This is a genomic window from Pseudoalteromonas sp. SG43-4, assembly GCF_014164325.1.
Taxonomy (GTDB): Bacteria; Pseudomonadota; Gammaproteobacteria; order Enterobacterales; family Alteromonadaceae; genus Pseudoalteromonas; species Pseudoalteromonas distincta.
Window position 1 is genome coordinate 258903 of the sequence record NZ_JACJFB010000001.1, and the last position, 16700, is coordinate 275602.

Below are 16700 nucleotides of genomic sequence, written 5' to 3' on the forward strand. Positions count from 1 at the left end.
AGTTATTAATTATGGGGTTATTAAAATCCGTCTAAGCCTCGACTTGGAACAATGGTTTCCCAATGCTTACAAGAAGGGCAGTTCCAATATATGGTGTAGCTTGTAAAACCACAATGCTGGCATTGGAAATCTGGTTTTGTAGCAATATAAGAGGTTACAAGCTTATCAATTTCGTTAAGTACTTCTTTAGTATTTTTATTTTGGTCACCCATTAATTGCAGTAAAAAACTAAAACCACGAATAGTAGGTTGACGTTTTAAGCTATCAGTTAAAAATTCAAAGGCTTGCTTGGTGTGACCTTGCTCAAGTAATGCTTGGCAATGCTTTATTTTAATTAATACACCGCCCTTCTCTAACAAGTCACTGACTAACTCGTGAAATTGATGCGTCAAATTCAATTGTTTATAACTGTGTGCAAGCTCATCAATAAACAACGGAGCAAACAAGGTAAATTGAGAGACAAGTTCACGCCAGTAATAAATAGCTTTAACGTAATCTTCTTTTGCGTAAGCAACTAACCCTAACTCGTAAAGCGGACGCACGGCTTTATAATTTAAGCTAATCGCTTTTCTCATTAGTTGGGGTGTATTGTCACTTAAAGCTGACTCACAATAAAAATTAGCAATTGCTTTAAATTGCTGTTCTTTTGAAAATAGTTCGCTATGGGCTTCAAACATGTTGATGCCTTTTTCCCACTCACGGGTTTGCGAATATAAAGTGATAATAGGGTCCAGCGCTTCTACATGCCCTGCTTTAACTAACCAAACTAAGTGCTCTTCCGCACTATCTAGTAGTCCGGCCATTATATAATCTTCGGCTAGTTCTAAACGGCTAGTTGCAGCTTGTTGTTCATTTAAGCTTGGGTGTTTTAATAGAAGTTCGTGAATTTTTATTGCGCGGTCTAATTCACCTCTACGGCGAAACATGGTGGCAAGTGTAGAATAGTGTTCAACAGAGTCGGCTGAAACTTCAAGTAAGTTGATTAAATGCTCTAAGCCTTGATCTTCTTCTCTATCGAGTAGAAATTTTAAGCCTTTGCTATATTCAGAAGTGATCTGACGATTAAGTTGATGAGCTTGGTTTTTAGCACTGTTTTTACCCATAATCCAACCGTAACCAGCGGCAACAGGTAATAGTAAAAACAAAAGCTCAATCATAGTTAGGTGTCTTTATTCGCGGCAAGCTTTTTTTTATCTTTTTCAGGCGCTAATTGCTTTTTTAAGCGGTAGTTTTGCCACTTTAATTGCGAAAACAATTTAAAGCTAATAAAACAACCAATCAAAACACCTAATAAAAAGCAGATACTTATTATTACAGCTAAAGGTAGTGTATTACTGGCTATAATGTAATTTACTTGTACTAACTGTGGGTTTTGTGACCCTAATACAAATGCACTGATAAGGCATAGTGCAACCAGAATAATTTTTAATACCTTGAACAAGTAACTACTCCACTAAGTTAACTAGGCAATGCTTTCATTCACGCGGTCGCGTAATTCTTTGCCTGGTTTAAAATGAGGTACATGCTTTCCTTCAAGCTCAACTGTATCGCCAGTCTTAGGATTACGACCTGTGCGAGGAGCGCGGAAATGCAAAGAGAAACTACCAAAACCTCTGATCTCAATACGATCTGAAGTAGATAATGAGCCGGCCATTTGTTCAAGAATTTCTTTTACAGCATTCTCAACATCTTTCACTGGAACGTGTGCGTGTTGTTCCGCAAGTATTTCTATCAATTCTGACTTAGTCATAGCGTTTCCTTAAAAAGAGATATAGGAAGGGCAAAAAATGCCCTTCCAACTAAAAACTAATTATATATTAGTCTTTTTGTGCATTTGCGAAAGCAGCTGCCATTGCGTTTTCAAACACTGGCTCTTCTTTCTTAAGCTTCTCTAGTACTTCTTTCTCTTCAGCTTCGAAAAGAGCTTTTACAGATAAGCTTAAAGTGCGGTTCTTACGATCAACACCAACGTATTTAACTTCAATCTCGTCGCCTACAGAAACAACAGTAGTTGCATCTTCAACGCGCTCTTGAGCGATATCAGCTACACGGATGTAACCTTCAACGCCTTCGATAAGTTCAACAGTTGCGCCTTTCGCATCAACTTCAGTCACTTTACCTTTAACAATAGCACCTTTTTTGTTTGCATCAAGGTAGTTATTGAATGGGTCAGCTTCGATTTGCTTAACACCTAGAGAGATACGTTCACGCTCTGGGTCAACTTGCAATACGATAGCAGTGATTTCGTCGCCTTTCTTGAATTCACGTACAGCTTCTTCGCCAGGTGTATTCCAAGAAATGTCTGAAAGGTGTACAAGACCGTCAATACCACCGTCAAGACCGATAAAGATACCGAAGTCAGTGATTGATTTGATCTTACCAGTAACTTGATCGCCTTTGTTTTGTAGACGAGCAAATTCCTGCCAAGGATTAGCAATACATTGCTTAAGACCAAGAGAAATACGACGACGTTCTTCGTCAATTTCTAAAACCATAACTTCAACAGTGTCGCCAAGGCTTACAACTTTTGAAGGATGGATGTTCTTGTTAGTCCAATCCATTTCAGAAACGTGTACTAAACCTTCAACGCCTTCTTCGATTTCCACGAAACAGCCGTAATCTGTAAGGTTAGTAACACGACCAGAAAGTTTAGAACCTTCTGGGTAACGACCAGCGATAGCTGCCCATGGATCTTCACCAAGCTGTTTAAGGCCTAGAGAAACACGAGTTTTATCTTTGTCGAATTTTAGAACTTTAACTGCGATTTCGTCGCCAACATTAACGATTTCTGAAGGGTGCTTAACACGCTTCCAAGCCATATCAGTAATGTGTAGTAGACCATCAACACCACCAAGGTCAACGAATGCACCGTAGTCAGTAAGGTTCTTAACGATACCTTTAACTTCTTGGCCTTCAACAAGGTTAGCAAGAAGCTCTTCACGTTCTTGTGAGTTTTCAGATTCGATAACTGCACGACGTGAAACAACAACGTTGTTACGTTTTTGGTCAAGCTTGATTACTTTAAATTCAAGCTCTTTGCCTTCAAGGTGAGTTGTGTCACGTACTGGACGAACATCAACAAGTGAACCAGGTAGGAAAGCACGGATTGAATCAACTTCAACTGTGAAACCGCCTTTAACTTTACCGTTGATAACACCAGTAACAGTCTCTTGCTCTTCACATGCTTTCTCAAGACGGATCCATGCTTCGTGACGCTTAGCTTTCTCACGAGAAAGGATAGTTTCACCGAAACCGTCTTCAATTGCATCTAGTGCAACATCTACTTCGTCGCCTACAGCAACTTCTAGTTCACCAGCAGCATTTTTGAACTGCTCTGCAGGGATAGCACTTTCTGATTTAAGACCAGCATCTACAAGTACAATGTTATTCTCGATAGAGATTACTGTACCTTTAACGATAGAGCCTTGCTCTGCTTCAAAACCCTTTAAGCTTTCTTCAAATAACTGCGCAAAATTTTCTGACATACGAATATACGTCTCATATATTAATACCAATAAGCAACCATGCTGCATGGGGTTGTTAAAATAGCACTGGCATCCTGCTGGCGCATAAAATGTGTTTAGCTTCGTTTAGGAAGCTTACCTTCAGAGATAGCAATATCCAATAAAGTTATTACCTTATCAAACACTTGCTGTGCATTAAGATCGCTAGTATCGATCTCAATAGCATCCTCTGCAGGTACAAGCGGAGCAACGGTGCGATTCATATCGCGCTCGTCACGAGCTTGAATGTCCTCTAATAGACCACTTAGTGTAACATCAAGGCCGCGCGTATTCAACTCAACAAAGCGTCTACGAGCACGCTCTTCTGCACTGGCTGTTAAATATATTTTTAACGGCGCATCTTGAAAAACCACAGTGCCCATATCACGGCCATCGGCAATTAAGCCATTTTCAGTGCGAAATGCACGCTGGCGACGTAATAACGCTTCACGAACGCGAGGTAATGCTGCAACTTTTGAAGCCGCAGCGCCTACTTCTTCATTACGAATAGTAGTGGTTACATCTTCGCCTTCTAAAATAACTTTACCTGCATTAGTTTGGCTATCTACCAAAAACTGCACATCTAAATTTGCAGCAAGCGGGACAAGCCCTTCTTCATTGTCTAATGCAATTTGGTGATGAAGTGCAGCTAAAGATAAAACACGATAAATCGCACCGCTATCTAATACATCCCACCCTAACTTGTCGGCTAACAAGCGACAAACAGTTCCTTTACCTGAACCACTTGGGCCATCAACGGTGATCACGGGCATTAATAACGCCTGCATTTAAAACCTCCTGCAATGCACACCTAAATAAACCGCGACATTATACGTCAGTTATTAAAATATATCTGCTATTAGTGTGTAACTTTTGTAATTACTTCTAATTAGCTTATTCACTGACTGACGCTAAAACATTGAAAAATGTAGGAAATGTTTTATAGGTACACTTTGGATCATTAATTGTTATTGGCTTTCCACCAACAGCAACCATTGCAAAACACATGGCTATACGGTGATCGTCGTAAGTATCAACAGCAACATCATTAAATGTTTCAGGTGGGGTGATCTCTATAAAGTCTTCACCTTCTACAACCAGTGCGCCTACTTTACGAAGCTCAGTTGCCATTGCATATAAACGGTCTGTCTCTTTTACTCGCCAGTTATAAATGTTACGAATGGCTGTTGGGCCTTTGGCAAAAAGAGCAACAGTTGCAAGAGTCATGGCTGCATCAGGAATTGCATTGGCGTCAATATCCACGCCTTTTAGTTCGCCTTTGCGAACAACTAAACGCTCATCATACCAATCAATTTTTGCGCCTACTTGCTCCATTACTTTGGCAAAGCCTATATCACCTTGCACCGATTTGGCACCCACGCCCTTAATTTCAATCTCACCGCCTGCAATTGCAGCCGCAGCAACAAAGTAAGAGGCAGAAGATGCATCGCCTTCAACCATTATGCGATCTAATGATTGATACTGTTGACCACCTTTAACTTTAAAGGTTGCATAATCACTGTGCTCAACATTAACCCCAAAACGTGCCATTACATCAAGTGTAATATCAATATAAGGTTTAGAGACTAAAGTACCTTTAATAGTTATTGTTGTATCACCGTTAAATAATGGCGCTGCCATTAATAGAGCGGTTAGAAATTGACTTGAAATACTGCCGTCAATTTCAACCTCACCGCCTTTTATTTGGCCACCGACAATTTTAAGTGGTGGGTAGTCTTTGTGCTTTGTATAAGTAACATCACCACCCAATGCTTGCAGCGCGTCAACCAAGTGCCCTATCGGGCGCTCTTCCATACGTGGCTCGCCAATTAGCTCGTACTTACCAGCAACGGCAGCAAGTACTGCCGTTAAAGGTCTATAAGCAGTACCCGCATTACCTAAAAACAATGGCTCAGTCGGTGTATTAAACACACCACTAACACCCTCTACGGTGGCTACAGTGCGGTCATCATTTAAAGTTACATTTACACCTAATAACTTTAAGGCGCCCAGCATATGGCGTATATCGTCACTATCAAGTAAGTTTTCTACAACGGTAGTACCGCTTGCAAGTGCTGCTAATAATAAAATTCTGTTCGATAGACTCTTTGAACCTGGTAGGGTTACTGTGCCATTTACTCTAGAAATAGGTTCTAAACGAAGCTGCTCCATTAGCTGTGCTCCTTTGCAAAAGCAGCCATAAAGTCTACAAGTGCTTGAACACCTTCAATAGGCATTGCGTTATAAATACTTGCGCGCATACCGCCCACAATTCTGTGGCCTTCAAGAGCGAGTAACCCTGCATCTTTAGACTGAGCAACAAACTTATCATCTAAGCTTTCATCATTAAGCCAAAACGGAACATTCATACGTGAACGGCAATGTTTAGCTACTTTATTGGTATAAAAGCTCGATTCATCAATAAAGTCATAAAGTAGCTGCGCTTTAGCAATATTTTGAACTTCCATCGCTTTTACGCCACCATTACTTTCAAGCCATTGAAATACTTCAGCAGCTAAATACCAAGCAAATGTAGGAGGCGTGTTAAACATGCTGCCTTGTTTTGCTTCTAATGCGTAATCTAAAATGCCTGGCTTAGGTAAGCCTTCACGCTCAAGTAATGTTTTACGAACAATAACGATTGATATGCCCGACGGGCCGATATTTTTTTGCGCACCAGCGTAAATTAAATCAAATTTATTAACGTCTATTTCGCGTGATAAAATAGTTGACGACATATCAGCAACGATCGGTGCAGTTGGGTGGCTTGGTACATCAAAAATTTCTAAGCCGTCAACCGTTTCGTTAGGGCAATAGTGAATGTAAGATGCATCTTCTGGTAACACCCAATCAGCAACCTGTTTAATAGAAAACTCGCCATTGGCATCATTACGCACATCAATAGAGGTTGCTTGAGTAAACTTGTTGGCCTCGTCTGTTGCACTTTTTGACCACACGCCGTTTTCGCAATAAACCGCAGCTTTGCCTTCTTGGTGTAAATTTAATGGCACAGCACTAAACTGACCACGACCACCACCATGCATAAACAGCACTTCAAATTCATCACTGATATTCATTAGGCGACGAAGGCTGGCTTCACATTTAGCTGTAAGGGCTAAAAACTCTTTGCTACGATGGCTTATTTCCATCACAGACACACCTAAATCTTGCCAATCTAGAAACTCTTTTTGTGCTTTTTTCATAACCGCTTGCGGAAGCATAGCTGGCCCCGCACAAAAATTATATTTACTCATTACCTTTGCCTCATTCCAGTAATTTAACTACTTAGCATGAATGCTCAATACCCACCCACTAAACCTTTGAGTTTTAGTGAATGAATATAACTTCACACCCTATTAATTTTTTTCAACAACATTAAAAAAAGCGGCCAAGGCCGCTTTTTCAATATCAATTATTCTGAAGGAGGATTATCATCCGCTACTTCATCAATAACCGTATCTACAGTTTCAACGTCTTCAATATCAATCAAGTCACTTTCTGTAACTTCAATCTCTTCTATACGTTGTAAACCAACTACTTGCTCTTCGTCAATAGTTCTGATCAAAATAACACCTTGGGTGTTACGTCCAACCGTAGAAACTTCATTAACGCGAGTACGTACTAAGGTACCACGATTTGAAATAATCATGATTTCGTCGTTATCATCAACTTGTACAGCGCCAACAACAGCACCGTTACGCTCACTCACCTTGATAGATACAACACCCTGTGTTGCACGGCTCTTAGATGGGTAATCTTCTAGTTGTGTACGCTTACCGTAACCATTTTCAGTTACCGTTAAAATAGCACCGTCAGTTTTTGGTACAATTAACGATACTACGCGTTGATCATCGGCCATTTTAATACCACGAACACCTGTAGCAGTACGACCCATTGGGCGAACACCTTTGAAACGAATCTCAGGGTTACCTTCTTCGTCTAATACTGGGTTACCGTTTTCATCAACAACTGTTGTTTCTTCAGCTTCTTTAAAGCGTACAACTTTACCTGCATCAGTGAACAACATAATTTCGTTGCTACCATCGGTAATATCAACACCAATCAGGCTATCGCCATCATTTAAGTTAACAGCAATAATACCGCTTGCACGTTGACGACTGTAAGCCGTTAATGGTGTTTTCTTAACTGTACCAAATGCTGTTGCCATAAAGATGTATTTATCTTCTGCGTACTCGCGTACTGGCAATATAGCAGTAATACGTTCATCAGCTTCAAGTGGTAACAAGTTAACAATTGGCTTACCGCGCGCTGCACGACTCGCTAGTGGTAACTGATATACTTTAAGCCAATATAAACGACCGGCCGTAGAGAAACACAATATAGTATCGTGTGTATTTGCAACTAATAGACGTTCGATGAAATCTTCATCTTTCATCTTCGTTGCTGACTTACCTTTACCACCACGACGCTGTGCTTCGTAATCAGACAATGCTTGATACTTCACATAACCTTCGTGAGAAAGCGTTACTACTACGTTTTCTTCGGTAATTAAGTCTTCAAGGCTGATATCGTGAGCAGCTGCATTAATTTCAGTGCGACGCTCATCACCATATTGCTCTTTAATTTCAACTAGCTCGTCACGTATAACTTCCATTAAACGCTCAGGAGTTGCCAAAATATAAAGTAGTTCAGCAATTAGTTCTAATAACGCTTGGTATTCGGTCAAGATTTTTTCGTGTTCAAGACCTGTTAGCTTATGTAAACGCAAATCAAGAATTGCTTGAGCTTGTTGCTCAGAGATATAATATTGACCATCGCGAATACCAAGTTCGCTTGCTAACCAATCTGGACGAGCAACATTGTCTTCACCTGCTTTTTCAAGCATACCTTGTACATTACCTAATTCCCACGGACGCGCTGTTAAAGCAATTTTAGCTTCAGCAGGTGTAGGGGATTTACGAATAAGTTCGATAATTGGGTCAATGTTCGCAAGCGCAATCGCTAAGCCTTCAAGCGTGTGTGCACGGTCACGGGCTTTGCGTAAATCAAATACTGTACGACGAGTTACTACTTCACGACGGTGAATAATAAACTCTTCTAACATTTCTTTTAAATTGAAACATTTAGGTTGGTTATTAATTAGCGCAACCATATTCATACCAAACACAGTTTGTAACTGAGTTTGTGAATACAAGTTGTTTAAAATAACTTCGCCTACGTCACCACGTTTGATTTCAATAACGATACGCATACCGTCTTTATCTGATTCATCACGTAGCGCACTAATACCTTCAATTTTCTTATCTTTAACCAGCTCAGCAATTTTTTCAATTAAACGAGCTTTATTAACTTGATAAGGAATTTCGTGAACGATGATTGTTTCACGGCCTGTTTTTTCATCGGTTTCGATGTCGGCGCGTGCACGCATGTACACTTTACCACGGCCAGTTAAGTAGGCTTGTTCAATACCCTTCTTACCGTTGATAATTGCAGCCGTTGGGAAATCAGGACCAGGGATATAATCCATTAACTCTAAAATAGTTAAATCTGGATTTTGAATAAGTGCCAAACAACCATTTACAACTTCAGTTAAGTTATGTGGTGGTATATTTGTAGCCATACCTACTGCAATACCTGACGAACCATTCACTAATAAATTAGGAACTTTCGTTGGTAAAACATCAGGGATGAACTCAGTGCCATCGTAGTTAGGAACGAAATCAACCGTTTCTTTTTCAAGATCGGCTAATAACTCATGCGACATTTTAGCCATACGTACTTCTGTATAACGCATTGCCGCTGCTGAATCACCATCAACCGAACCGAAGTTACCTTGGCCATCTACTAGCATATAACGCAGTGAGAATGGCTGAGCCATACGAACTATCGTGTCATAAACTGCACTGTCGCCGTGTGGGTGGTATTTACCGATTACGTCACCGACCACACGGGCCGATTTTTTGTAAGGCTTGTTCCAGTCATTACTAAGCTCGTTCATTGCAAACAAAACGCGGCGATGAACAGGTTTTAAGCCGTCACGTACGTCTGGTAATGCACGTCCTACAATTACGCTCATTGCGTAATCTAAGTAGGAGTTTTTTAACTCGTCTTCAATATTGACTGGCAGAATTTCATTGGCGAGATCAGTCATTTGATATCACATTCCTTCAGTATCAGCTCTCAACAACCCGGTATTGGGTATTAAGAGTATTGTTATTATTTCTAACAGCCATGCTATCACAATTAATTTTAATTTACAGGCGCAAAACTTTGCGATTTATCAATTTAGCCCTATATAATGGCCTCAGATTGACGAGGAAGTATTTTATGACCGAACATCAAAATGTAGATCACGCAGAAATAGCAAAATTTGAAGCCATCGCCGAGCGTTGGTGGGACCTAGACGGAGAATTCAAACCTCTTCACGAAATTAACCCGTTACGTTTAGACTTTATAGCAAACAAAACGCAAGGCTTATTCGATAAAGAAACACTCGATGTTGGCTGTGGTGGCGGTATTTTAAGCCAAAGCATGGCGCGCATGGGCGCAAAAGTAACTGGCATCGATATGGGGCAAGAGCCTTTAACTGTTGCTAAGTTGCACAGTTTAGAAACTGGCGTAAATGTAGATTACATAAAAGTGCCAGCAGAAGAGTTTGCATCGCAACACCCAGAGCGCTTTGATGTAATAACCTGTATGGAAATGCTTGAGCACGTTCCCGACCCAGCATCTATCATTCATGCCGTAGCTGCACTTGCCAAACCAGGCGCAGACGTGTTTTTTTCAACCCTGAACAAAACACCTAAAGCATATTTATACGCTATTGTTGGTGCTGAAAAGCTTTTAAAAATGGTGCCTGAAGGTACACACGACCATAAAAAGTTTATAAAACCTGCACAGCTTATTACATGGGCAGAGCAAGCGGGTTTAAAAGTTCGTGCAAGTACAGGCCTTTCTTATAACCCACTATCAAAACAATATACGCTCAATAGTGACGTTAGCGTAAATTACATACTGTACTTCGAGAAGTTAGCTTAATGGCTAACTCTCAAGCCCCCCTCCCCCTTATTGAGTACGAAGCATTTTTATTTGATTTAGACGGCACTCTACTCGACACCGCTGATGATTTAGGTGCGGCTTTAAATGCAGTTCTCATTAATAATAAAATAGAGCCTGTTAGTAGTGATGTATACCGTCCTGCGGCATCTAACGGCGCAGGCGCATTATTAGAGGCTGGTTTTAAAGAGTTATGGGACACACAACCTCAAAGCGAGCTTATTAAGCAATTAGTTGACGAATACGCTGCAAACATAGCAAATCACACGCATTGCTTCAGCGGTGTTGAATCGTTGCTTATTGCCCTTGATCAGAAAAAGATCAAATGGGGGATCATGACTAACAAACCAGGGTTTTTAACTGATCCTTTAGTGGCAGCAATTCCCGCATTGAAAAATGCTAGTGTAGTAATAAGTGGCGACACCTTAGCTGAAGCTAAGCCATCCCCTTTACCGCTGCTACACTGTGCAAAGCTTATGGGAGTGCAACCAAAACGCTGTTTGTACATTGGTGATGCACAGCGAGACATACAAGCAGGCAAAGCCGCAGGTATGCGCACAGCAACGGCACTTTGGGGTTACATACCAAGTATTGATGAAGCCAACAGCTGGAATGCTGATTTTAACTGGCAAAGCCCAATTGATGGTTTTAACCATATATAGTGCCATGTTAATTAATAAACACTATATATTGTGATTGTGTTAGTTTTTACGCAAAGCTTGCTGATAAAAAAAGCAGTCAAAATTTATTTTTAAAATGCGTAAATTTAGCAGATCATTAGTTGATTTTTGCATATTTCAACTTAAATGATTGTTCGAAGGTGAGTATCTACTAACACAAATACGTTATCCCGAAGTTATCCACAAATAGGGGCAATTATGTCCCTTGCAAAACAACTCAGACCACACTATCTTGTGATCTCTAAATTGAACAACACCAGATATTGTGGCCAAATGTTATTCAATTAAATTCGCAAATATGGCGAAACTTATAATAAATGAGTATATACCTTGCCCCGGCGAGGTATAAAGCATTGGTCAAAATACATAATTCCCAAGGAATACAGGCAAATGAACCAACAGTTATCTGTAAGCAAACGTGACGGGCGTAAAGAGCCTCTTGATCTGGATAAGATCCATCGCGTTATTGAGTGGGCCGCCGAAGGTTTAAATAACGTTTCGGTTTCGCAAGTTGAATTAAAGTCGCACATTCAGTTTTACGACGGTATTCGTACTAAAGACATTCACGAAACCATCATTAAAGCAGCAGCGGATCAGATTTCAAAAGAATCGCCTGATTATCAATACTTAGCTGCACGTTTAGCTGTATTCCATTTACGTAAAAAAGCGTACGGTCAATTTGAGCCACCACGTTTATTTGACCACGTAACAAAAATGGTTGGCGATAAACGCTATGATGCTCATTTACTAGTAGATTACACAGAGCAAGAGTTAGATGAGCTTGATGCATACCTTGATCATTCTCGCGATCTTAACTTTAGCTACGCTGCTGTAAAGCAACTTGAAGGTAAGTATCTCGTTCAAAACCGTGTATCGGGTGAAATATACGAAAGTGCACAGTTTTTATATATTTTAGTTGCAGCAAGCTTATTTTCAGATTACCCACGTGAAACACGTACTGATTACATTAAACGTTTTTACGATGCAGTATCTTTATTTAAAATATCTCTACCAACGCCAATTATGTCGGGTGTACGTACGCCTACTCGCCAGTTTAGCTCATGTGTATTGATTGAATGTGGCGACAGCCTTGATTCAATCAATGCAACGTCGTCAGCTATTGTTAAATACGTTTCACAACGTGCGGGAATTGGTATTAATGCAGGTAGAATACGTGCGCTAGGTAGCCATATTCGTAACGGCGAAGCGTATCACACAGGTTGTATCCCTTTTTATAAGCACTTTCAAACAGCGGTTAAAAGTTGTTCACAAGGTGGTGTACGTGGCGGCGCAGCAACATTATTCTACCCGCTTTGGCATTTAGAAGTAGAGAACCTACTTGTACTTAAAAATAACCGTGGTGTAGATGACAACCGCGTTCGCCACCTAGATTACGGCGTACAGTTTAATAAATTAATGTACTCTCGTTTAATTAAAGATGATTACATTACATTATTTAGCCCATCAGATGTGCCTGGCCTTTATGATGCATTTTTTGAAGACCAAGCTGAGTTTGACGCACTTTACGTTAAATACGAACAAGACGAGTCTATTCGTAAAAAACGCATTAAAGCCATTGAGCTTTTCTCTATGTTTGCGCAAGAGCGTGCAAGTACTGGTCGTATTTATTTACAAAATGTGGATCACTGTAATACACACAGCCCATTTATTTCTAAAGTTGCGCCAATTCGCCAATCTAACTTATGTTTAGAAATTGCATTGCCAACTAAGCCACTTAATAACGTGAATGACGAAGAAGGCGAAATTGCCCTTTGTACACTTTCTGCGTTTAACCTAGGTGCAATAGAGTCACTTGATGAGCTTGAAGAGCTAGCTGAACTTGCAGTACGCGCACTTGATAACTTACTTGATTTCCAAGACTACCCTGTACCGGCTGCTAAAAATGCAACTATGGGTCGTCGTACACTAGGAATAGGCGTAATTAACTACGCATACTACCTAGCTAAAAACGGTAAACGTTATTCTGATGGCAGCGCTAATGCATTAACACATAAAACCTTTGAAGCTATTCAATATTACTTAATGAAAGCATCAAACGAGCTTGCTAAAGAGCGTGGCGCATGTCCTAAGTTTAACGAAACAACGTATTCACAAGGTATTATGCCAACAGATACGTACAAACGTGATTTAGATAAAATTTGTGATGAGCCACTTCATCTTGATTGGGATACACTACGTGCAAGTATTAAAGAGCACGGTATGCGTAACTCAACACTAAGTGCATTAATGCCATCAGAAACATCGTCGCAAATCTCTAACGCAACTAACGGTATTGAGCCACCACGTGGACATATTAGCGTTAAAGCAAGTAAAGACGGTATTTTAAAACAAGTTGTTCCTGAGTATGAGCGTTTAAAAGATCAGTACGAGCTACTATGGGACATTCCATCAAACGATGGTTATCTACAACTTGTTGGCATAATGCAAAAATTTGTTGACCAAACAATTTCTGCAAATACAAATTATGATCCAAACAAGTTCGAAGGCGGTAAAGTACCTATGCAAGTCTTATTAAAAGACTTACTAAGCGCGTACAAACTAGGTGTTAAAACCTTGTATTACCACAATACTCGCGACGGCGCCTCAGATTCACAAGAAGATGCTCCAGAGGTGGAAGATGACGATTGTGAAGGCGGCGCGTGTAAAATATAACTGCTGATTTTTATTTTAAGCGGGCATTTAGCCCGCTTTTTCTGATAGTTTTTTGAGTGATAAACATGTCTTATACTACTTTTAGCCGAAACCATAATAACCAAATGCAAGAGCCAATGTTTTTTGGCCAAACTGTAAACGTATCTCGTTACGACCAACAAAAATACCCAATTTTTGAAAAGTTAATTGAAAAGCAACTGTCTTTCTTTTGGCGTCCTGAGGAAGTAGATGTAAGTAAAGACCGTTTAGACTTTCAAGCATTACCAGATCACGAAAAGCATATATTTTTAAGCAACTTAAAATACCAAACACTGCTTGATAGTGTACAAGGTCGTTCGCCAAACGTGGCTCTACTTCCAATTGTATCGCTACCAGAGCTTGAAACATGGATAGAAACGTGGGCGTTCAGTGAAACAATTCACAGCCGCTCATACACGCATATTATCCGTAACGTAACACAAGCACCTGAGCTTATTTTTGATGACATTGTTAGCAACGATAAAATTAGCGAACGTGCTGATGCCGTAACTAAATACTACGATGACTTAATTAACTCTGTATCGCTTTACAACTTATACGGTGAAGGCAAACACGAGATTAACGGTAAAACAGTTATCATTAATTTATTTGAGCTTAAAAAGAAACTTTACCTGGCTATGATGTCAGTAAATATTCTTGAAGCGATTCGCTTTTACGTAAGTTTTGCATGTTCGTTTGCATTTGCTGAGCGCGAGCTAATGGAAGGTAACGCTAAAATCATCAAGCTAATTGCACGCGATGAAGCACTTCACCTTTCTGGTACTCAGCATATTTTAAACATTATGCAAGACGGTAAGGACGATCCAGAAATGGCGATTGTTGCTGCCCAGTGCCGCGACGAAGCAATTAAAATGTTTGTTGATGCTGCAGAGCAAGAAAAAGAGTGGGCCGAATACTTATTTAAAGATGGTTCGATGATTGGCTTAAATAAACATATTTTATGTCAGTACGTTGAATACATTACCAATGCACGTATGACTGCGATTGGTTTGCCAGCACAGTTTGAAAATAACAGTAACCCTATCCCGTGGATAAACTCGTGGTTAGTGTCTGATAACGTGCAAGTAGCACCACAAGAAGCAGAAATAAGCTCATACCTTGTTGGTCAAATTGACTCTCAAGTTGATGCATCAGAATTTGGTGATTTTGATTTATAATGAGTAGCAAGTCTACTGCAAGCATAACGCTTGCAGAAAACAGCCAGTGTATAGAATTTACCGCTGGCTGCCCTTCTCTTTTACACTGCTTAGAATCCATGAAAATAGACGTCGCATTCCAATGCCGTGAAGGCTATTGCGGCGCTTGTAGAGCAACGTTAGTGTCAGGCTGTGTTGAGTATAACGAAGAGCCACTTGCGTTTGTACGCGAAGGCGAAATACTGTTGTGCTGCTGTAAACCCAATGGCAATGTAAGTATTGATCTGAAATAAAAATCAATACTTACATCCATCGTTTATTAAACTTATCAATAGTGTGGAACGAACCGGTAATGTCCAGTAATTTTATAATCAAAAAGCATATCGCTTTTTTGCGGACCACGCCCTATATTATGCACAATAAGTGGGTTACCCGTATCTTGAGATAACTCATTAATCACCATACCTATATGAGGTAAATTACCTGGTAACATCCACGTTACTATATCACCGGTTTTATAATCACTCACTTTGTTGGATTTACTTAATACGTTTGCATGGCGCTCAAAGTAAGCTTGTAAATTTGGAACACGTCGGTGATCTATATTTTTATCAGTCTTAGTTAAGCCCCAAATACGTTTAGATGGATACAGCGCAAAGTTTTTTTGCATGTCTTCATGCACGAGTTTCTGTAAATCAACACCTAACTTTCTGTAACTTCTAATTATTACATCGGTGCACACACCTATATTTTTAGGTACATCCCCACCAGGGTAGCCAATAGAGCGATAAGCGCCGTCGTAAGTCACATCATGAGTTGTACGCTCAAGCAGAGCTGAAACAATATCTTCTTCAAACGATGCTGCATTACTATTAATACACGCTAAAGTAAGTAAACACCCAATAATTATGTACATATAAACTCCTTTAAATCTAAAATTGAGTTACAGCGTTTGGGCTACGTGCCTAAGAACGTCTATTTTATTGCCTTTACTTGCAAATTGCGTATCCAGCGCATATGCCATTTTTTCAAGCGGAGCGTCGTTATATCCTACATGTTGGATTTCACTAATGTAACGCATCATAAACGCGTCTGGACCAAGTTTAAGCCACTGCGCTACATGCACAAGCTCATGAAAATGAACCCTCAAATCTTTTGCAACCTCAGGAAGTAGGTAATAGGTATTTTTATACGTGATACCTGCTGCATCCATATCTACAAAATCGCCTAACCCCATATCTCGTAGGACTGGGAAATCAGGTTTTGGGATTTTATCAACCACAACATAAAATACATTTTCTAAAAATTCGGTAGGATAAAACCCATAAAATTCATTACTGAATTTATCACAACTCACTTTTTGACTGCTGTATTTTAAATTTGTAGCGTCAATCCAATTTTCTATTTGTTCTAGCACAGCTTCTCTCCTAAAGTACAAATGCAACACACCATGTGTAAACCTTAATCTAATATTTTAGTAAATTTTTTAACCAGCACTTTTAGTATTAACGCCTCGCAACTAGCGAAGAAAATAGAACGCATAGAATATCTAAACACAAAGCTCTAAATCAAAATTATCATAACCGGTCTATAAACAGTAAAAACCTTTTTTATACTTTTTAAAGTGTTATTATTTGTAACTAAAACAGTAA

At 39.8% G+C, this 16700-nt stretch carries 15 protein-coding genes; 5 read left to right on the forward strand and 10 right to left on the reverse strand.

Annotated elements, in window-relative coordinates; genetic code table 11:
• Positions 1–20 precede the first annotated feature (20 nt).
• The 8 genes from lapB to gyrA form a co-directional block, all read right to left on the reverse strand.
• Entirely contained in the window at positions 21–1157 is a 1137-nt protein-coding gene (gene lapB / locus H5160_RS01185; RefSeq protein ID WP_002961182.1) for a lipopolysaccharide assembly protein LapB, read from the reverse strand.
• 2 nt (positions 1158–1159) lie between these two features.
• Positions 1160–1441, reverse strand: coding sequence for a lipopolysaccharide assembly protein LapA domain-containing protein (locus tag H5160_RS01190; protein WP_039489780.1), 282 nt, complete (start codon positions 1439–1441; stop codon positions 1160–1162).
• Between the two features lie 21 nt (positions 1442–1462).
• Entirely contained in the window at positions 1463–1750 is a 288-nt protein-coding gene (gene ihfB / locus H5160_RS01195) for an integration host factor subunit beta (RefSeq protein ID WP_002961178.1), read from the reverse strand.
• A 67-nt stretch (positions 1751–1817) separates the two neighbouring features.
• On the reverse strand, positions 1818–3485 hold the full coding sequence (rpsA, locus tag H5160_RS01200) for a 30S ribosomal protein S1 (protein WP_002961176.1): 1668 nt from the start codon (positions 3483–3485) through the stop codon (positions 1818–1820).
• A 95-nt stretch (positions 3486–3580) separates the two neighbouring features.
• A complete protein-coding gene (gene cmk, locus H5160_RS01205; RefSeq protein WP_182736458.1) occupies positions 3581–4291 on the reverse strand; it encodes a (d)CMP kinase in 711 nt (236 codons plus the stop codon).
• Positions 4292–4397: 106 nt separating this feature from the next.
• A complete protein-coding gene (gene aroA / locus H5160_RS01210) occupies positions 4398–5675 on the reverse strand; it encodes a 3-phosphoshikimate 1-carboxyvinyltransferase (protein WP_182736459.1) in 1278 nt (425 codons plus the stop codon).
• Positions 5675–6757, reverse strand: coding sequence for a 3-phosphoserine/phosphohydroxythreonine transaminase (serC, locus tag H5160_RS01215; RefSeq protein WP_182736460.1), 1083 nt, complete (start codon positions 6755–6757; stop codon positions 5675–5677). Before serC ends, aroA begins: the two co-directional genes overlap by 1 nt.
• 158 nt (positions 6758–6915) lie before the next feature.
• Entirely contained in the window at positions 6916–9615 is a 2700-nt protein-coding gene (gene gyrA / locus H5160_RS01220; protein ID WP_002961163.1) for a DNA topoisomerase (ATP-hydrolyzing) subunit A, read from the reverse strand.
• 176 nt (positions 9616–9791) lie between these two features.
• On the opposite strand from gyrA, the gene ubiG reads away from it, so the two are divergent.
• The 5 genes from ubiG (at position 9792) to yfaE (ending at position 15341) form a co-directional block, all read left to right on the forward strand.
• Positions 9792–10502, forward strand: coding sequence for a bifunctional 2-polyprenyl-6-hydroxyphenol methylase/3-demethylubiquinol 3-O-methyltransferase UbiG (gene ubiG / locus H5160_RS01225; protein ID WP_024597262.1), 711 nt, complete (start codon positions 9792–9794; stop codon positions 10500–10502).
• Entirely contained in the window at positions 10502–11182 is a 681-nt protein-coding gene (locus H5160_RS01230) for an HAD family hydrolase (RefSeq protein WP_182736462.1), read from the forward strand. Before ubiG ends, H5160_RS01230 begins: the two co-directional genes overlap by 1 nt.
• 408 nt (positions 11183–11590) lie before the next feature.
• Complete coding sequence (nrdA, locus tag H5160_RS01235) at positions 11591–13873, forward strand: class 1a ribonucleoside-diphosphate reductase subunit alpha (protein ID WP_002961160.1); 2283 nt, start codon at positions 11591–11593, stop codon at positions 13871–13873.
• Positions 13874–13938: 65 nt separating this feature from the next.
• A complete protein-coding gene (gene nrdB, locus H5160_RS01240; protein ID WP_002961159.1) occupies positions 13939–15069 on the forward strand; it encodes a class Ia ribonucleoside-diphosphate reductase subunit beta in 1131 nt (376 codons plus the stop codon).
• Entirely contained in the window at positions 15069–15341 is a 273-nt protein-coding gene (gene yfaE, locus H5160_RS01245) for a class I ribonucleotide reductase maintenance protein YfaE (RefSeq protein WP_182736463.1), read from the forward strand. Before nrdB ends, yfaE begins: the two co-directional genes overlap by 1 nt.
• Positions 15342–15376: 35 nt before the next feature.
• Here yfaE and H5160_RS01250 read toward each other — a convergent pair whose 3' ends face one another.
• Positions 15377–15964 carry a DUF1287 domain-containing protein gene (locus H5160_RS01250; protein ID WP_182736464.1) on the reverse strand — a complete coding sequence of 196 codons (588 nt, stop codon included), beginning with the start codon at positions 15962–15964 and terminating at the stop codon, positions 15377–15379.
• Between the two features lie 27 nt (positions 15965–15991).
• Positions 15992–16465, reverse strand: a complete 474-nt coding sequence (locus H5160_RS01255) for a hypothetical protein (protein WP_182736465.1) — start codon at positions 16463–16465, stop codon at positions 15992–15994.
• Positions 16466–16700 lie beyond the last annotated feature (235 nt).